At 55.2% G+C, this 18292-nt stretch carries 19 protein-coding genes and 1 pseudogene; 10 read left to right on the forward strand and 10 right to left on the reverse strand.

Translation table 11 applies throughout. The features are described from left to right. From ACSBQV_RS00845 to ACSBQV_RS00865, 5 genes and pseudogenes are all read left to right on the forward strand, one after another. Positions 1–1227 carry an MFS transporter gene (locus tag ACSBQV_RS00845; protein ID WP_099782698.1) on the forward strand — a complete coding sequence of 409 codons (1227 nt, stop codon included), beginning with the start codon at positions 1–3 and terminating at the stop codon, positions 1225–1227. Continuing rightward, on the forward strand, positions 1224–2384 hold the full coding sequence (locus ACSBQV_RS00850; RefSeq protein WP_099782696.1) for an ABC transporter substrate-binding protein: 1161 nt from the start codon (positions 1224–1226) through the stop codon (positions 2382–2384). The genes ACSBQV_RS00845 and ACSBQV_RS00850 overlap by 4 nt, the downstream gene beginning before the upstream one ends. Continuing rightward, positions 2353–3537 (forward strand): aminotransferase class V-fold PLP-dependent enzyme, encoded by a 1185-nt coding sequence (locus tag ACSBQV_RS00855; protein ID WP_099782694.1) that lies wholly within the window; start codon positions 2353–2355, stop codon positions 3535–3537. The genes ACSBQV_RS00850 and ACSBQV_RS00855 overlap by 32 nt, the downstream gene beginning before the upstream one ends. Before the next feature lie 7 nt (positions 3538–3544). Then, on the forward strand, positions 3545–3961 hold the full coding sequence (locus ACSBQV_RS00860; protein ID WP_099782790.1) for a ParB N-terminal domain-containing protein: 417 nt from the start codon (positions 3545–3547) through the stop codon (positions 3959–3961). Positions 3962–4026: 65 nt separating this feature from the next. After that, positions 4027–4506, forward strand: a pseudogene (locus tag ACSBQV_RS00865) (DDE-type integrase/transposase/recombinase); the annotation flags it as partial. 278 nt (positions 4507–4784) lie between these two features. Here the strand turns inward: ACSBQV_RS00865 and ACSBQV_RS00870 are convergent. The 8 genes from ACSBQV_RS00870 to pyrC form a co-directional block, all read right to left on the reverse strand. After that, a complete protein-coding gene (locus ACSBQV_RS00870; RefSeq protein WP_099782692.1) occupies positions 4785–5804 on the reverse strand; it encodes a zinc-dependent alcohol dehydrogenase family protein in 1020 nt (339 codons plus the stop codon). Between the two features lie 3 nt (positions 5805–5807). Beyond that, positions 5808–5924, reverse strand: a complete 117-nt coding sequence (locus tag ACSBQV_RS00875) for a DUF2770 family protein (protein ID WP_004927822.1) — start codon at positions 5922–5924, stop codon at positions 5808–5810. Between the two features lie 122 nt (positions 5925–6046). Beyond that, a complete protein-coding gene (locus ACSBQV_RS00880) occupies positions 6047–6673 on the reverse strand; it encodes a LuxR C-terminal-related transcriptional regulator (RefSeq protein WP_033642674.1) in 627 nt (208 codons plus the stop codon). A 216-nt stretch (positions 6674–6889) separates the two neighbouring features. Further along, complete coding sequence (solA, locus tag ACSBQV_RS00885; RefSeq protein WP_047026296.1) at positions 6890–8005, reverse strand: N-methyl-L-tryptophan oxidase; 1116 nt, start codon at positions 8003–8005, stop codon at positions 6890–6892. A 139-nt stretch (positions 8006–8144) separates the two neighbouring features. Next, positions 8145–8399 carry a biofilm formation regulator BssS gene (bssS, locus tag ACSBQV_RS00890; protein ID WP_004927812.1) on the reverse strand — a complete coding sequence of 85 codons (255 nt, stop codon included), beginning with the start codon at positions 8397–8399 and terminating at the stop codon, positions 8145–8147. Between the two features lie 199 nt (positions 8400–8598). After that, entirely contained in the window at positions 8599–8880 is a 282-nt protein-coding gene (locus ACSBQV_RS00895) for a hypothetical protein (protein WP_046686854.1), read from the reverse strand. A gap of 130 nt (positions 8881–9010) precedes the next feature. Next, the gene (dinI, locus tag ACSBQV_RS00900; RefSeq protein WP_099782688.1) at positions 9011–9250 is read right to left on the reverse strand and encodes a DNA damage-inducible protein I; all 240 of its coding nucleotides are present in this window, start codon (positions 9248–9250) and stop codon (positions 9011–9013) included. A 75-nt stretch (positions 9251–9325) separates the two neighbouring features. Continuing rightward, complete coding sequence (pyrC, locus tag ACSBQV_RS00905) at positions 9326–10372, reverse strand: dihydroorotase (protein ID WP_047026294.1); 1047 nt, start codon at positions 10370–10372, stop codon at positions 9326–9328. A gap of 213 nt (positions 10373–10585) precedes the next feature. On the opposite strand from pyrC, the gene ACSBQV_RS00910 reads away from it, so the two are divergent. Further along, positions 10586–10873 carry a putative quinol monooxygenase gene (locus tag ACSBQV_RS00910; protein WP_025302406.1) on the forward strand — a complete coding sequence of 96 codons (288 nt, stop codon included), beginning with the start codon at positions 10586–10588 and terminating at the stop codon, positions 10871–10873. Between the two features lie 60 nt (positions 10874–10933). Here ACSBQV_RS00910 and rne read toward each other — a convergent pair whose 3' ends face one another. Further along, positions 10934–14296 carry a ribonuclease E gene (gene rne / locus ACSBQV_RS00915; RefSeq protein ID WP_099782686.1) on the reverse strand — a complete coding sequence of 1121 codons (3363 nt, stop codon included), beginning with the start codon at positions 14294–14296 and terminating at the stop codon, positions 10934–10936. Between the two features lie 552 nt (positions 14297–14848). On the opposite strand from rne, the gene rluC reads away from it, so the two are divergent. Continuing rightward, positions 14849–15808 (forward strand): 23S rRNA pseudouridine(955/2504/2580) synthase RluC, encoded by a 960-nt coding sequence (gene rluC, locus ACSBQV_RS00920; RefSeq protein WP_004927787.1) that lies wholly within the window; start codon positions 14849–14851, stop codon positions 15806–15808. A 6-nt stretch (positions 15809–15814) separates the two neighbouring features. Here rluC and ACSBQV_RS00925 read toward each other — a convergent pair whose 3' ends face one another. Continuing rightward, entirely contained in the window at positions 15815–16396 is a 582-nt protein-coding gene (locus tag ACSBQV_RS00925; RefSeq protein WP_099782684.1) for a Maf family protein, read from the reverse strand. A 141-nt stretch (positions 16397–16537) separates the two neighbouring features. Here ACSBQV_RS00925 and yceD point away from each other — a divergent pair, with 141 nt between their 5' ends. The 3 genes from yceD to plsX are packed head-to-tail and all read left to right on the forward strand — an operon-like array spanning position 16538 to position 18289. After that, the gene (gene yceD / locus ACSBQV_RS00930) at positions 16538–17059 is read left to right on the forward strand and encodes a 23S rRNA accumulation protein YceD (RefSeq protein WP_099782681.1); all 522 of its coding nucleotides are present in this window, start codon (positions 16538–16540) and stop codon (positions 17057–17059) included. A gap of 16 nt (positions 17060–17075) precedes the next feature. Beyond that, positions 17076–17243, forward strand: a complete 168-nt coding sequence (gene rpmF / locus ACSBQV_RS00935; RefSeq protein WP_004927778.1) for a 50S ribosomal protein L32 — start codon at positions 17076–17078, stop codon at positions 17241–17243. An 11-nt stretch (positions 17244–17254) separates the two neighbouring features. Further along, positions 17255–18289, forward strand: a complete 1035-nt coding sequence (plsX, locus tag ACSBQV_RS00940; RefSeq protein WP_099782679.1) for a phosphate acyltransferase PlsX — start codon at positions 17255–17257, stop codon at positions 18287–18289. Positions 18290–18292 lie beyond the last annotated feature (3 nt).

Below are 18292 nucleotides of genomic sequence, written 5' to 3' on the forward strand. Positions count from 1 at the left end.
ATGCGCGTAACGGGCAGCGTGACTTTTATTGTCCAGTTTCTGTTTATCGTGCAACTGCTTTCGATGGGAGCGATGGAAATGAGTGGCCCTTTTTGGCCGCTTCATCTCGAAAGCATGACGTCCACAGAACTACTGAGCATCGCTGGCACGGGAGTGTATATAGCGCCGATGCTTGGCGTTATGCTAACCAGTACATTCTGGGGGCGGGTAGGCGACAAAACGGGCAATAAAGTCATGATGATCCGCGCACTGATGGGCCTGGCATTAACGCAACTCGGGCTTGCTTTCGCCAATGAAGTCTGGCTGGTGCTTATTTTACGTTTTTTGCAGGGTACCTGTGCGGGTTATATTGCGCCGGCTCAGGCCTATGGTATTGCAATGGTGCCAGCGGCACAGCGTACGAGACTTTTTGCCTGGTTACAGGTGTCAACCAACGCAGGCTCTTTGGCAGGGGCGATTATCGGGGGAGCCATTCTCGATCTACTGAGTTTCTTCTGGATAAACGTCAGCGCATTTATTATTTGTACGCTGTGTGCACTGATTGTTCTTTTCATATTACCTGCTGATGCTCCTCATGGAGTCTCGTCCACTTCAGCTGTTCATTCAAAAGATAAGAAAAGGACTCCAACTGGAATCAACAATGGCGTCATTGTTGGCTTACTGACGGTTCTTGGCTTGTTATTAATGAGCCGCATGATTACGCAAACGCCTTTTTCTCTTTATGTCAGCACGGTGTTCAATGCACCTAATTGGCTAACAGGATTAGCTTATGGATTACAGGCTACGGGAGTGATTGTATCAGCGTCTCTCTGGGCAAGATGGTTTGAAGCGCACGATATAGCCAGCACGCTCTACCGAATGGTGGGGGTCATCATGGGATGTATCCTGGTAACACTGCTGCTGGCTACAGTAAGGGAAACCCGCTGGTTTATCGGGCTTTATTTTTTATGGGGAATTCTCCTTGGCGCAACCACGCCTGTGCTTACCGCATTAATCTCGCGTACAACAGCCGAAGGTATGCAAGGGTATATATTGGGGGTAGTCCAGAGTATCAGCCAGTTCGCCTCCATTACAGGTATTGCTTTGGGGGGCGTAGTCCTTCTCTGGCCAGGGTTGTCAGCGTTGTTTCTTTGCGTTGCTGTTATGTATTCCATGACTTTAATTATTACGTTAAAAATCAGCCGCTCTTCAAGGGAATTCAACAAGAAAATAGGTTATGAGAAATGATATTACGACTTGTGCTCTTTATAGTATTGTTAACCTCATCAATTGCTCATGCTGAACAGACGATGACGCCTGTAACCGATCTCTTTGGCCGAACCGTTAACATCAAATTACCGGTACAGCGTGTCATCCTTGGGGAAGGGCGCCAACTGTATCTGGTCGCCATGCTTGATAAAGAAAATCCTGCCAAGAGGATAGTGGCCTGGCGGAAAGATTTAATACAGTCAGATCCGGCAACATGGCAGCAGTACCGGCAACAGTTTCCACAACTGGAGAAAATCCCGACATTTGGAGGCCGCGAGCAAGGGACCTTCGATATCGAACAGGCTATTAATCTGAAACCTGACGTCATCATCATGAATATGGATGCGCGAAATTCCATTGTTGACTCAGGGTATGAAGCCGCACTTGCCAGTGCGGGTATCCCAATTGTCTACGTGGATTTTCGGTATGACCCTATTGCACATATTCCTCCAACAGTGAAACTATTTGGCGAGCTATTTGGCCAATCGGAACGCTCTGAAGCCTATTTAAAGTTTCGCGATAGTGAATTACAACGCGTCACATCCAGGACTTTAAAATTAAAGAAGCCATTGCCAAAGGTATTTTTAGAACGTCTTGGAGGTTATTCAGAAGAATGCTGTATGACCTTTGGCAAGGGGAGCTTTGGGCGTTTTACTAAATTAGCCGGAGGAGACAATATCGCAGCCAATCTTGCTCCCGGTTCATTTTTTACGTTAAATCCTGAAAAGGTGATAGCTGCAAATCCTGATGTCGTCATACTCACCAGCGGGAATTTTCAGGCCTTCGTTCCTGGTGGAAGGTGGATCCCTCTCGGGCCGGGCGTCAATATCGACGAATCCAGGCGTAAGCTGGCATGGTTCACCAGCCGTCCAGCTTATGCAGATAGCACTGCCCGCCGTAATAGCGCATTTTTCGCCATCTGGCATCAGTTCTACAACAGCCCGTATGATGTCATTGCCATCCAGCAACTAGCCAGATGGATACATCCACAATTATTCGCGGACCTGGACGCTGATGACACATTCCGTCGCCTGCATCAGGAATTTCTTCCCGTTCCGTATCAATCCGGATATATGGTAAGCCTGAAAAAAGAGGGTAATAATCATGACGTTAAGTCTGGCGCAACTCCGCACTGACACGCCAGGGACTGAGCATGTTATTCATTTTAACAATGCAGGAGCAAGCTTAATGCCTGTCCCGGTTATACAGGCTGTACATGAACACTATTTAAAAGAAATTACCCTCGGTGGGTATGAAGCCGCAGAGCGTGAGCGCCAATGGCTTGGTGACATATATGGTTATCTGGCGAAATTGATCCAGGCAAAGCCTGCAGATATCGCGCTTGTGGAAAATGCTACCCGGGCCTGGGACATCGCATTCTACTCTCTTCCCTTGCGCCCAGGGGATATCATCCTGACTTCGACCACTGAATATGCAGGCAATTATATACCTTACCTGCAACGACAAAAACGTGATGGCATTCAGATCAACATTCTGGAAGCGGATGAGGACGGGGCTGTTTGTCTGAAGCAGTTACAACATACCCTTGACAATCCTCGAGTCAGATTAATCAGTCTCCCAATACTGGGAACTCATGGAGGACCAATACAGCCGGTAGAAAAAATGGGCGTCCTTGCTCGTGATGCTGGCGTGTGGTTTTTCCTTGATGCTTGCCAGGGTATTGGACATTTACAACTTGATGTCCAAAAAATTGGGTGTCACGTGTTAACAGCCTCAGGGCGTAAATACCTGAGAGCTCCACGCGGTACGGGTTTTTTATGGATGGACAGCACCCTGAGTTCGAATATTGAACCGGTGTGGCTTGATCACCATGCTGCCAGTCTTATAGATGAGCGGCGTTATCATATTAGCGAGGGAGCCCGACGATTCGAATGCTGGGAGGCAAATATTGCTGACAGGCTTGGCCTGGGGGCGGCCGCGAAATATGCGCTTTCGTTAGGGCAAGATAAAGTAACGCAAAGGATTTTTAAGTTGGCTAAGCAACTTCGCTCAGGCCTGAAATGTATACCGCACGTTCAGTTACAGGATAAAGGAGATAATCTATCAGGAATCGTTACATTTACAGTTAAAAATAAAACAGCTGAATCTGTTAAGGAATACCTATCGGCTCAACCACGTCGAATTAATGTCTCATGTTCTCGATCGAGTTCGACATTCATTGACATGCGAAATCGTGGGTTGGAGTCAGTCGTTCGTGCATCCGTTCATGCGTATAACAGTGAAGATGAGATAGATATCTTACTTAATGCCCTTGAAAATTTCAGGTGAGGTGAACATGCAGTATGAGGTAATATTACACCCAGTTGCCTTGATCCGTCCCTCTGAAGAGGTCAACATGGAACATGTTATAGCATTAACAGAGGAGATAGCGCGTTGCCAAAAATGGATAACACCCGTTCCCATTGAAAAAAACACGGGGATCATTATGGATGGCAACCATCGATATCGCGTGGCCAATAATCTTGGGCTAACGTACCTTCCTTGTATATTGCTTGACTATACTGATGTACGCGTGAGAGTAAACGACTGGAATAATGGTGAGCCGTTCTGCCCGTTAAAAATCAGAGAGCACATAGTCAACCAAGGAAAAATTTTTCCGTATAAAACCACTCGTCATTTATTTTCACCGGTTCTTCCAGTCGTTGATTTTCAGCTAAGGCAGTTACTCGATATAAATTCATTAACCATGTAACTATTGTTGGCTCTGAAAAAAATTAATACCGGAGCCTTTTTGCTGGAATAGTTTTGCACTAGGGAGTTGTCATGGATCTTTTTGTCCGCAGAATTATCGGCTGGAGTCTGTCAGCGAATGCCGATACAGAGTGGGTAAGTCGTGTCCTACGGATGGCCTATGAGACGCGTGGCCAACCCCGGTAGGTCATGTTCCATAGTGATCAAGGAAGCCAGTATACCGGCCTTAAATATCAACAAGTTCTTTGGCGTTACAGGATAAAGCAAAGCGTCAGTCGGCGAGGGAACTGCTGGGATAACAGCCCAATGGGACGCTTCTTCTGTAGTCTGAAAACAGAATGGGTTCCGACAAATGGTTACGCAGGGAGTGATGAGGCCCGGCGTCAAATCGGCGGTTATATCCTGAATTAAGACAATAGCGTCAGACCTCATCATTACAGCGGGGGGCTGACACCGGAAGAATCAGAGAACAGATACCGTTCTTACTGTAAAACCGTGGCCAGTATTACTTTACCACTACAACCCCAATCTGCTGTTGTTGCCTGACTTGTCGTACTGGCTGAAGTAGTTTTCAGGCATCTATCAGAGGATTCGTACTTAAAGGTGGCGAAGATCTCAAACCCACTAGATTTAATGAGTTCATCGTTTGACTCTTTAATTGTCATGCTCATTTTACTATCGATCGTTATTTCTTGGGTAACGATGCGCCTTATCTCAAAGCGTAGAGATTGATAGCATAATAATGTCCGTTGCCCTAATAAAAGGGCATCTCACCACTAATAAGTTTACATTAACGGAAAAGGCGCCTTTTCCTCCATTGCGTTTTATTTATTGGGAACCCCGTTGAATAATGGTTCATCCACCGCAATCGTCTCAGATGTCGTCGGCGTAAGGAAGATTTTGCCATTCACGCCGGGCTGCGTGGCGTGGTGCAGCGCCGCTGCGTACTGATGCAAAGGGTAAATCGCGGCGGGCGGGCGCAGCGTCAACTGGCCACGCCGCAGCAGCTGGAATAGCTGATAAAACGCCGTTTGCCACTGCGCCGGCGCCGCCTGCGCATTCCATTTACGCAGGTGGAACAGCGAAGCGCGCAGCTTTAACTCGTCCACCACGCACCGCCAGTCTACCTGGCGGCCGCTCAGCAGGCCCAGCGCCACAAAATCGCCGCCGGTGCGGACCGCCCGCGCCAGCTGCAATCCGTCCTCTCCACCGATGCAGTCGATGGCCGCTCGGGCGCCAAAATTCGTCATTTCCGCCAGCTGCGGCGCTTCGATAACGCGCCAGGCGCCGGCGGCCAGCAACGCCTGGCGATGAGCGGCATTGCGCGCCACGACCGCCAGACGAATGCCGCGCAGCGCTGTCAGCTGCGCCAGCAGCAGGCTGACAGCGGAGCCGCCGCCGTTGAGCAGCAGTACGTCGCCGGCGCTGAGCGGCAGCCATTGGGTCAACAGCACCCAGCAGGTGAGCGGGTTGATATAGATTTGCGCTGCGCAGGCGTCGTCGATGTCGTCCGGCACCCAGACCACCCGATCTTCAGGCAGCGTGACGAACGTTTGCCAACTGCCGTTACCCGCTACCGCCAGCGCGCGTCGGCCCGTTGAATGCCCATTCTGCGGATTGACGACGACGCCCACGCCTTCATATCCCGGCACCTGAGGAAGGGCGATGCGGTGCGCGTATTGGCCGAAGATCGGGATCAGATCGGAAGGGTTGAGCGGGGCATAGCGCATCTGCAATAACCGCTGTCCGGGGCGCAGCAGCGGTCTGCTCATCTGCTGGAATTCCAGCACCTGGGCGGGATCGCCGAAGCGGCTGAAGCTCAATCGGGGAAATAACGGCGGCATGGATTACATGACGAAGAAGAAATAGACATCCAACGCCAGCAGCACCAGCCACAGACAAAGGTACAGCACCAGGTGCTCACGCACATTGTTGACGATAGCCGCCAGTATTCGGTTTAACATTTCAGCCGCCTGAAGAGAAGGACCCTTGATTATAGTCCTTTTCTCGGCGTCATTTATAGCGCGCCGCGCGTGAGGGGCGGGAAAGTGACGATAAAAAAGCCTGCGTTATCGCAGGCTTGAGGTTACACGGCCAACAGCGCCAGCGGCGTTGAATTCGCCGGCGTGCTCGGCGGGTAGAAATAGCGCAGCACGTTATACAGCGAGTAAAACTCCAGCCGGTTGCGCGCGTTGATCTTTTCCGTGATGTGACGCTTGTGCACATAGACCGTATGGGAGCTGATCTGCAGTTTTTTCGCAATGCGGTAGTTAGGCATCTCTGCCATCCAATACTTCATTACCGTCAGCTCCTGCGGGCTGAACAGGGAACGCTCTTCGCCGTCATCGGCCAGCGCCAGCGGATTCTCGCGCAGCGTGCGTAAGGTGAGCGGCAGAATGCTTTTATTGAACAGAAAAGCGTTATCGGCGATGCGCATTGGCGCTTCGCTGTAAGGGTAAGGTGTGTCGAGATAGATAAATAGCAAGGCGGACTGGCTGGCTTCCATAAAGGCCTGCAGTTGCGCGTCCGCTTCGTTATAGCGGCATTGGTTGCTGAGGTTCACCAGAATGTGGCTCGGCTGAAAGCTGGCCAACAGCGATGTAGCGTATTCAATGCTGTGGCAGCACTTGATCGTCGTGATCCCACTATCAGCAAAGTAGCTGGCTATACCGACCCGGGTGAAGCAGCATTCGTCCACGACAAGTAGTTTCATGGTGACGTCCTTGTTGAAAGCCGATGGAGCATATCTTCTGTAAAATAGGACTTACACTGCAAGTGTTCAATTCGGAAATTCAACTGCTGAATATAAGAAATTTCCGTTATCAGGATTTTTACTTGGTATTTAAAAGAGTTAGCAGGTTAACAAATTGTAACCGCCAAATTTCGCTGTCCAGTGCCTGAGGGGGACTTGGACAGCGAAATCCTTCGCTCAGCTAAATCGTTTCAGACCAAAGCTTGAGACGTCAACCGGCGGCGCTTTGTCCTGCGCGAACAGCGCGGCGATCTCGCCCAGAGCGCTGGCGAACTTGAAGCCGTGGCCGCTCAATCCGCTGATGACCATCAGGCGATCGCAATCCGGCAGGGTATCGATAATAAAGTCTTCGTCGGGGCTCATATCATAGCTGCAGGCTTCGCCGTGTAAACATACGCCTACACCCGGCAAAAATTGCCGCAGGAAGGAGAAAACTTCCGTGCCGTCGCTGGCGTAGCTGCCGAAGGGTTTGCGCTGCTCGGGGGCATCCATCGGCTGGCCGCCGTCGTGTTTGCCCACTTTCAGGCCGTCGTTATCCGCCGGAAAACCGTAATAGTGCGTGCCGTCTTGCGCTTCGACGGTAAAGGCAGGGAAACGATTGTTCACGCTGTAGCGGCCATCTGCCTGATGCCAGGAGAAGACTTTGCGCAGCGGTGCGATCGGCAGTTGCGGCAACAGCGCTTTGACCCAGGTGCCGGCGGTGATCACCGCTTTTCGCGCCGTGAAACGCCCTTCGCCGGTGATGACCTCAACGCCGCCATCGATGGGTTCTACCGCGTTGACCGGGCAGTTGAACAGCTGGCTGCAGCCGGCTTCTTTCGCCAGCTTGATCAGGCTGGTTATCGCCAGCTCGGCGCGCAGGAACCCCGCGTCTGGCTCGAATACGCCGACATAACCTTCCGGTGCTCGGAATTCCGGCCAGCGCTGATTGATCTGTTCGGCGCTGAGGGTTTGCGCGTTCAGGCGGAATTTTTGCGCGCTGAGCTGCGCATTGCGAATGAATTCGGAGTGCTGTGGCCCCAGGTTGAGCACGCCGCACGACTGGAACAGTTCCTCGCCGGATTGTTGAATCAGCGCATTCCACAGCGCCTGCGCGCGCAGCACCAGCGGCACGTACTTTTCGCCTTCGCCGTAAGCGTGACGGATAATGCGGGTATCGCCGTGATGGCTGCCGTTTCGGTGCGGAGGGATAGCGCTGTCGATCATCAGCACTTTCAAGCCGGCCCGCGTGGCATAATAGCCTGCCGCCGCGCCGACGGAACCGCTGCCCACCACAATCAAATCATATTCCACGTGCCAACCCTCTCTGATAGCGATTTCTTATGCCCCCATGATAAAAGGTTGGCGGACGCAATGCACTGATTGAACGGCGAAAGGCGAAGAAAAGGCGCCGGGAAAGATCGCGGCGCCTTAGGGGGTAGGAGACGATGAATCAATGTTTTCTGCGATCAAGATCCTGGTAATCCGTAGCTTCAATCTTGGCGATGCCGGCCTCTAAGATATTGATTAATTGACGGGCGACATCTGTGGTCAGCCAAAGCGTTCGGTCTACTTGGGCTTCTTCGGGCGTTTGGTCTAGTGAAGACAGGTAATGAAGGCGTATCATCATGGCGTCGTAAACGTCGACAGTACTGATATCCCAACCGACAAGCGGGTGCGTCTGAATTACTTCATCATTTCTGTCCATAAAGACCCCTTATTGAGTAGTAACTACCGTGAGTGACTAACGAGGATCAATGCGGCTCATCATCATGAGAGCAATTACAGTATACGCATCCGCTTTCATCGGTGGAGGGGTTGTCACCTAAAATTGCAAAATAAATATTTATTTGAACAATTATTCTACAAATTCGGGTGCGAACGCGCGATGAGTAAAGCCTGTGGCGTTATTCCGCGCCGCCGGTGGGTGGGGCGGAGCCGTGCAGACATTTTTCCAGTTCTTCGGCCAAGTGCGCGAAATGTTTCTGCGTTTCGGCGTCGCGATTCTGGCTTTGCGATTCCAGCCTCAGGCTGTGGATCAGCCGTTGGTTGGCTTTGTCATCCAGGCTGAAGGCCAGGTAAGAGAAGGCCACTTCCAGTACGTTCAAGCGTCTTTTTTGATCGGCAATCAGCGCCAGCAATTCGCCAAACGTCATTGCGTCTTCGGATTTCACCTTGTCCGGGGCCATGCTTACTCCTTTGCGTTAAATACAGCGCTGAGGCGGATTTGGTTCCAGAGTAAGGGTAAGCGATGAATGGGCAGGGCGCCAGAAACAAAAAAGCCGGAGAGCGACCCCCGGCAAAAACAGCATTGCAGTGTTATTCTGCGCTGAACCATTCGTCCGCGCTTTCCCAGGTTTCCTGAAGGATTTCCTCAATCAGATCCCGGTCGGTTTTGGCGCCCCCCAGCACGGAGAGCCCGTTGGCGCCGGCATAACGGACGTGCACGACGGCGCCTGGAAACTGGCGATTGACCCGTTTGCCCAGCTCGCCGGTCAGCGCCTCAATGGCGCCCGACGGCAGCGGCCGGGTTTTATCTATAGTGACTTCAATACGCATAATTGCCCCCGAAGCGATTCACTGTTTATTTATACAGTTAACCGTAAGTGAGGGCAAGAGGGCGAAGCAAAAATATCAGCCTTTCAGCGACCAGTTCAGGGTTTCGCCGGCCAGGAATGGGATCACGGATTCATTGCCCAGGGCGATCTCTTCCGGCTGGGTGGTCGGCACGCGCTGCAGTTCGATGAAGTCTTCGTTGAGCGGCAGGCCATAGAAGCGTGGGCCGTTGAGCGAGCAGAAGGCCTCGAAGTGCTCCAGCGCGCCGAGCTGTTCGAAGACGGCAGCGTAAGCCGGGATCGCATTCGGCGCATTGAAGCAGCCGGCGCAGCCGCAGCTGGACTCTTTGCGATGCTTGAGGTGCGGCGCGGAGTCGGTGCCGAGGAAGAAACGGTCCGAGCCGCTGGCCACCGCCTGACGCAGCGCTTCCTGATGGACGTTGCGCTTGAGGATCGGCAGGCAGAACAGGTGTGGGCGAATGCCGCCGACCAGCATGTGGTTGCGGTTGAACATCAGGTGCTGCGGGGTGATGGTGGCGCCGAGGAAACGGTTGCCTGCCTGCACGTACTGCGCCGCTTCTTTGGTGGTGATGTGTTCGAAGACGATTTTCAGTTCCGGGAAGTGACGGCGGATAGGCTCCATCACCTGTTCGATAAAGCGCGCCTCGCGGTCGAAAATATCGACGGCAGGATCGGTCACTTCACCGTGGATCAGCAGCGGCATGCCGATTTTTTGCATTTGCTCGAACAGCGGGTAAATGCCGGTCACGTCGCTGACGCCGTGGCTGGAGTTGGTGGTGGCGTTGGCCGGATACAGCTTGGCGGCGGTAAACACCCCTTGTTCGAAACCGCTGACCAGTTCACTGGCCGCCAGAGAGTTGGTCAGGTAACAGGTCATCAGCGGAGTAAAGTTGTGACCCTGCGGCACCGCCGCCAGAATCCGATCGCGGTAGGCGCGCGCGGCGGCCACGGTCGTCACGGGCGGAACCAGGTTCGGCATCACGATCGCCCGGCCAAATACCTGGCTGGTATAGGGCACCACCGTTTTCAGCATCTCATCGTCACGCAGGTGGATATGCCAGTCGTCTGGGCGGCGGATTTTCAGAACTTGAGGTTGTGCGGTCATCTAGCTAGGCTCCGGCGGTCAAATACGTCTAATGAAAAGCGAATAATGGGTTTATTCACGCCGGGGTGTAAGGATAAGCGGAAAGTGCCGCAGATGCATCTGTTTGTTGGCGACAAGTTGAAATCAACGGCGCAGCAGGCGCATAGTGACAATGATTTCAACGATGCCGACGCCAATACCGTCGACTTTCATCAAGTGGAAAGGGAGAAAACAATGGAAGTACGCGTTATCGCCACCCTGCAAGCGAAAGCGGGATTTGAGGCCGCAGTCAGTGAAGCGGTGCACGACATTCTCGAGCCGAGCCGCCAGGAGCTGGGCAACCTGCAATATGATTTGCATCGCGATCTGGAAAAGCCGGGCACCTTCGTGTTCTTTGAGCGTTGGGCCAGCAGCGAAGCGCTGGATAAGCATAATGAGACGGCGCATTTTCAGCAGTTCGTCAGTCGACTTGACGGCAAGTTGGATGTTCTGGACATCAAAAAACTGAAAAAGATCGCCTGAGCTTTTTGCAGGCAAGAAAAAACCCGCCGTCGGCGGGTTTTTTTAGGTGTGCAGATTAACTTATTCGTTAACCGGCTGCGGCTTGGTGGCCGGCGCGGTGGCCTGGCTCACTGCCGAGTGACCACCGGCTGAACCTTTGCCTTCAAAGTTGAAGGAAGGGCGCTGCCAGTCGCTGTGCTTGCGTTCTTCCGGCACGTAGGCCGGCGCAGGCGCTTTGGTCATCGGCGCAGTGGCGATGTGTTTGTACAGTGCGTCCTGCACGGCTTTCACCGGTGCCGGCTGCTGAGCAGGCGCAGGCTCGGCGGCCGTTGGTTCCGGCGCTTTTTCTACCGGAGCGGCTGCCGCTGCAGGTGCGGCTTCTACCACTGGCGCTTCTTCCGCCGGCGCGGCTTCTACCGGTGCAGCTTCTTCCACCGGCTCGTCTTCCGCTGGCTTAGCTTCAACCACTGGCTCTGCCGCTACGGTTTCAGGTACCGGCTCAGCTTCCACTGCAGGGGCAGTCTCTTCCGCTTTCGGTTCTTCAACCGCAACCGTTGCCGGGGCGGTTTCCACCGGCGCCGGGGTTTCCTCGGCCGGGGTGGCAACAACCGGCGCTACGACTGCCGCTTCTTCCGTTACGGTGACGGCGGCAGTTTCAACGGCGGCTTCTGGTGCCGGTTCGTTGACGCTGGCCGCGGCCTGAGTTTCTTCCACGGCAACGCTGTGCTGTTCAACCGCTGCGGCGACAACCGGCGCCTGCTCTACGGCTTCGGTTTGCACTTCGGCTTCTTCAACCTGAGCGACCGGGTAGCTTACCCAGACTTTGCCTGATGCCATTTCCGGGGAAGCGAACGCGCCCACCAACGGCATAGGGGATTGGAGCGGGTAACGCTCGTCGCGGTAACGACGGCGACGCTGGCCGCTGACGCGAAGGTGACGCGGTGAACGACGGGAACGACGCGGCATGCCTTCGCCGTTGCCGCGGTTTTCGCCCTGGGCATCGTCTTCCGCCTGAGCGGCAACGGTTTCCGGCAGCAGCTTCACGCTGTCGTCGGCAGTTGGCTGCGCATCTTCGGCTTTCGCTACCGGCGCTTTCGGCGCCAACAGCTCTTCCGCTGCGCGCTGCAGCTCTTCTTCCGCGGACAGGATGCGCACTTTCTGCGTCAGAGGGCGGCGCTGACGGCGCTGCATGTTCTGCTGCTGGCGTTCTTCCTGCTCTTCGTCGGTGCTCTCGACCGCGTCAACGCTTTCCAGCGCTTTCACTTCCTGCTGAGCCTGGCGTTTCTCTTCCTGACGGCGACGCTGGCGTTCAGCACGCTGTTCACGGCGCTGCTGCTGATCTTCGCGCGGCGCTTTAGCGCTTTCTTCCGAGGCAGTTTCCTCCGCTACCGGCGCGTTCTGCTGCTGGTTGCGACGGTTACGGCGCTGCTCATCGCGAGATTCACGCGATTCACGGCCTTCACGGTTCTCACGCGGTTCACGGTTGTCGCGTTCGCGATTGTCACGGCCTTCACCGCGCTCTTTACGTTCGCCGCGTTCCGGACGATCGCCACGGTCGCTACGCTCACCGCGCTCTTTACGGCCGGTGCCTTGACGGCGCTGACCGCGACGATCCTGACGACGGTTTTCACCGTTGCCTTCCGCCTTCGGCGTTTCGGCCGGTTTGGCTTCTTCGACGGCAGGTTGTTCTTCACCGGCGAACAGGCTCTTCAAACCACCGAACAGGCGACCCAGGAAGCCCGGCTTGGCGGCGGCCGGCGCTGCGGCTTTAGCCTTGGCGGCTGCAGCGACAGGTTTGGCAACGGCGACGGGTTCTTCAGCCGGCGGCGGCACATCGGCGGACAGGGAGAAGGAAGCCAGGGCCGGTTGCTCCGGACGCTTGCGTTCCATCGGCGCATCTTCCAGCGGACGCTCCATGTCTTCTTCGTGCAGTTTCGGCAGCAGGTAGCTGAGGGTAGAGGTTTCCTCGCCCTTGCGTACGCGCAGCACCGAGTAGTGCGGGGTTTGCATTTCATCGTTCGGCACGATGACGGCTTTCACGCCACCCTGACGTTTTTCGATCGCGCTGACGGATTCACGCTTTTCGTTCAGCAGGTACGAAGCGACCTGAACCGGTACGATAGCGTGAACTTCTTTGGTGTTTTCCTTCAGCGCTTCTTCTTCGATCAGGCGCAGGATGGACAGCGCCAGCGATTCGTTGTCGCGGATGGTGCCGGTGCCGTTACAGCGTGGGCACACGTGGTGGCTGGATTCACCCAGCGACGGGCTGAGGCGCTGACGCGACATTTCCAGCAGGCCGAAGCGGGAGATGCGGCCGATTTGGATGCGCGCGCGGTCTTGACGCACGGCGTCGCGCAAGCGGTTTTCCACTTCGCGCTGGTGGCGTACCGGCGTCATGTCGATGAAGTCGATGACGATCAGGCCGCCGAGGTCGCGCAGGCGAAGCTGGCGAGCGATTTCGTCCGCCGCTTCCAGGTTGGTGTTGAACGCCGTCTCTTCGATGTCGCCGCCGCGGGTTGCGCGCGCGGAGTTGATGTCGATGGCGGTCAGCGCTTCGGTGCTGTCGATGACGATCGAGCCGCCGGACGGCAGGCGCACTTCGCGCTGGAAGGCGGATTCGATCTGCGATTCGATCTGATAGTGGCTGAACAGAGGAATTTCACCGCTGTACAGTTTGATTTTGCTGCTGAAATCCGGGCGGCCCAGCGCGGCGATGTGCTCTTTGGCCAGATCGAGAATTTTCGGGTTGTCGATCAGGATTTCGCCGATGTCCGGGCGCAGGTAATCGCGGAAGGCGCGCACGATAACGTTGCTTTCCTGGTGGATCAGGAACGGCGCAGGGCGGCCTTCGGCGGCTTTTTTGATCGCTTCCCAGTGCTTCAGGCGGAAGGAGAGATCCCACTGCAGCGCGTCGGCGGATTTGCCTACGCCCGCGGTGCGAACGATCAGGCCCATGCCGTCCGGCAGTTGCAGCGAAGAGAGCGCTTCTTTCAGCTCGGTGCGATCGTCACCCTCGATGCGGCGAGAAATACCGCCGGCGCGCGGGTTGTTCGGCATCAGCACCAGATAGCTGCCCGCCAGGCTGATGAAGGTGGTCAAGGCGGCGCCTTTGTTGCCACGTTCTTCTTTGTCTACCTGAACGATGACTTCCTGGCCTTCGCGCAGCACATCTTTGATGTTCGGGCGGCCATGGGAAGAGTAATTGCTAGGGAAGTATTCGCGGGCGATTTCTTTAAGAGGGAGGAAACCATGTCGTTCTGCGCCGTAGTCCACGAACGCTGCTTCAAGACTTGGTTCAATGCGGGTGATTTTGCCTTTGTAAATATTCGCTTTTTTCTGCTCATGACCCGGACTTTCGATATCCAAATCATACAGCCGCTGTCCATCTACGAGGGCAACACGCAACTCTTCCTGCTGAGTTGCGTTAATCAACATTCTTTTCATCTTAACTTACTCGTTATTTTTACATTATCGACAAAGCTGCGGGCAAAATAACCTCATGGCCGGAGTTAAACCGAAAGCCCCGTGTCTTCTCGCAAAGCCGTCAACCTCACGGTTGTCGCCTGCATAGGGGCGCATTATCTCGGTAAGCCTGCTTTTCTTTGTGAAAGACAGCACTTTTACTAGGGGAATAGCCTCTGATTTACGTCGACAGATCTGATTCCATTTGCCGGCCAAGCTGCAACCCGCAGCCCGCTAATTGTTTGATTTCGCATTACGTCTTACGCCATTGCTGCGTTTTTGCGCGATCAGACAAATTTTATAATTCCACCGTTTTCCCTGTTTAACGAGAATCAACGCGGAAAGTGACTGCATTATTCCACTGCTGATGCCGTTATAGCAAGGTGACTTTTCCTTAACTGCGGAAGAAATCGCAAACGTTCAAATCGGCTTGCTGCCTTATTGTCCGCTGGGGTTTCGCCCGCCGTCAGAGAGACAGTTAAGCACAGAAAAAGATGTGGCGCTATTCACGCGCTCTATTTAGAATCCCGCACCATGAAAACGAACAATCCAGCAGTACAATTCATCACGATTTCCGACGACGAAGCCGGTCAGAGAATCGACAACTTTCTGCTCGCTCGCCTGAAAGGCGTGCCGAAGAGCATGATTTATCGCATCGTGCGCAAAGGCGAGGTGCGGGTTAATAAAGGGCGCATCAAGGTCGAGTACAAATTGGCGGCCGGCGACGTGGTGCGCGTGCCGCCGGTGCGCGTGGCCGAGCGCGAAGAGGCGCCGGTGTCGGCGAAGCTGGATAAGGTGGCCGCGCTGGCCGACTGCATTCTGTATGAAGATGACCACCTGCTGATCCTCAACAAGCCTTCCGGCACCGCGGTGCACGGCGGCAGCGGCCTGAGCTTCGGCGTGATTGAAGGGCTGCGGGCGCTGCGCCCTGAGGCCCGTTTCCTGGAGCTGGTGCATCGGCTCGATCGCGATACCTCCGGCGTGCTGCTGGTCGCCAAGAAGCGTTCCGCGCTGCGTTCGCTGCATGAGCAACTGCGGCTGAAGGGCATGCAGAAGGATTATCTGGCGCTGGTGCGCGGCCAGTGGCAGTCCCACTGCAAGGCCGTACAGGCGCCGCTGCTGAAAAACATTCTGCAAAGCGGCGAACGTATCGTGCGCGTCAACAGCGAAGGCAAGCCTTCGGAAACCCGCTTCAAGGTGGAGGAGCGTTACGAATTCGCCACCCTGGTGAAGGCCAGCCCAATCACCGGGCGTACCCACCAGATCCGCGTGCACACCCTGCATGCCGGGCATCCGATCGCCTTTGACGATCGCTATGGCGACCGCGAGTTCGATCGTCAACTGGCAGGTACCGGCCTGAAGCGTCTGTTCCTGCACGCCGCGGCGCTGCGCTTCGAGCATCCGGCCACCGGCGAAACGATGCGTATCGAAGCGCCGATGGACGAAGAGCTGCGTCACTGCCTGCAAGTGCTGCGCCGACAGGCCGCCAAATAATCCGCGTCACACCAGCGGGTTGATGCCTTCAGCCCGCAACATCTCCAACAGCGCGATCAACGGCAGGCCGATCAGGGCGTTCGGATCCCGGCCTTCCAGCCTGTCGAACAACGCGATCCCCAACCCCTCGCTCTTGAAACTGCCCGCGCAGTTCAGCGGTTGCTCCAGACGCACATAGGCGGCGATCTCCGCTTCGCTCAGCGCGCGAAAATGCACGTGGAAAGGCTCGCACAGGGCCTGCAGCTGCTTGCTGCGGCCGTTGTACAGCGCCAGGCCGGTGTAGAAGGTCACGGCCTGGCCGCTTGCCTGGCGCAGCTGCGCGCGGGCGTTTTCCTCGGTATGGGGCTTGCCGGCGATGCTGCCATCGATTACGCAGACCTGATCGGAACCGATGATCAGATGCTCGGGGTAGGCGAGGGCCAGCGCCTGGGCCTTCGCTGCCGCCAGGCGCAGCACCAGCGCTTCCGCGCCTTCGCCCGGCAGCGGGGTTTCATCCACCTCCGGCGCGGCGCAGTCGAACGGCAGCTGCAGTTTCTCCAGCAGCATTTTTCGATAGGGGGAGGTGGAGGCTAAAAGCAATCTCTGCATAATTTTTTTCGCAAACCGTAGCGTAAATGGGTACGGCATTTTAAACTGTCGGCCGCTGTGGAAGCGAATATTGGTGAAAGGAGCCGTTTTACGGCCTTTTTCTTTGACTCTATGTCGTTACAAAGTTAATATGCGCGCCCTATGCAAAAGGTAAAATTACCCTTGACCATTGATGCGGTACGTACCGCTCAGAAACGCCTGGACTATGCTGGTGTCTATGCGCCTGAGCAGGTTACTCGTGTTGCCGACTCCGTGGTCAGTGTGGACAGTGATGTTGAGGTGTCGTTGTCGTTTAATATCGACAATCAACGCCTCGCGGTGATAACAGGGCATGCGGACGTCTCGGTAACGTTGATGTGCCAACGCTGTGGAGTCCCGTTCGAACATCAGGTTCACACAACATATTGTTTTAGCCCGGTCGTCAATGATGAGCAGGCTGAGGCATTACCGGAAGCGTACGAACCGATCGAAGTTGACGAGTTTGGCGAAGTCGATCTGTTGGCAATGATTGAAGACGAAATTATTCTTTCACTGCCTGTCGTTCCGGTACATGAATCTGAACACTGTGAAGTGTCCGAAGCGGACATGGTATTTGGCCAACTGCCTCCCGAGGCGGAGAAACCGAATCCGTTTGCCGTATTAGCCAGTTTAAAGCGTAAGTAATTGAGGAGTAAGGTCCATGGCCGTACAACAGAATAAACCAACCCGTTCCAAGCGTGGCATGCGTCGTTCTCACGATGCTCTGACCACGACTACTCTGTCTGTAGACAAAGTATCCGGTGAAACTCACCGTCGTCACCACATCACTGCCGACGGTTTCTACCGCGGTCGCAAGGTTATCGGCTAAGTAGCGATACCTTGACTCGTCTAACCCTGGCGTTAGATGCAATGGGCGGGGACTTCGGTCCCTGCGTCACAGTGCCTGCTTCGTTGCAGGCACTGGCCTCTAATTTACAGCTTCATCTCTTGCTGGTCGGTAATCCCGACGCCATCTCCCCTTTGCTTGCCCACGCCGATCCGGTTCTTCTGGAGCGTCTGCGAGTCGTGCCCGCCGAGTCTGTGATCGCCGGCGACGCCAAACCTTCACAAGCGATACGCGCCAGCCGCGGCACGTCGATGCGCATTGCGCTCGAACAGCTCAGCAGCGGCAACGCGCAGGGCTGCGTCAGCGCCGGCAATACCGGCGCGCTGATGGGATTGGCGAAGCTGTTGGTCAAGCCGTTGGAGGGCATTGAGCGCCCGGCGCTGATGACGGTGATCCCGAACCAGCAGCGCAGCAAAACCGTGGTGCTGGATCTGGGCGCTAACGTCGAGTGCGACAGCACCATGCTGGTGCAGTTTGCCGTGATGGGCGCGGTGATGGCGGAAGAGGTGATCGGCATTGCGCAACCGCGGGTGGCGCTGCTGAATATCGGCGAAGAAGAGACCAAAGGCCTGGATAATATCCGCGAAGCGGCCGCTGTGCTAAAAAATACTCCGGCAATCAACTATATTGGTTACCTGGAAGGAAACGAACTGCTCACCGGCAAGACCGATGTGTTGGTCTGCGACGGCTTCGTGGGCAACGTCACGCTGAAAACCATGGAAGGGGTGGTCAGGGTGTTCTTATCGCTGCTGAAATCGTCCGGCGATGGAAACAAGCGAGCCTGGTGGCTGAAATTGTTGGGCCGTTGGTTGCAAAAACGGGTGGTCAAGCGGTTCGGCCACCTGAACCCCGACCAGTATAATGGCGCATGTCTGTTAGGATTGCGCAGCACCGTAGTCAAGAGCCACGGCGCTGCGAACCCTCACGCGTTTGCAGTCGCAATCGAACAGGCTGTGCAGGCGGTGCAGCGGCAAGTCCCGGAAAGGATTGCTGCGCGCCTTGAGGCTGTATTACCTAAGAGTGACTGATCG

It is taken from the genome of Serratia sp. B501 (assembly GCF_051172315.1).
Classification (GTDB): Bacteria; Pseudomonadota; Gammaproteobacteria; order Enterobacterales; family Enterobacteriaceae; genus Serratia; species Serratia ureilytica.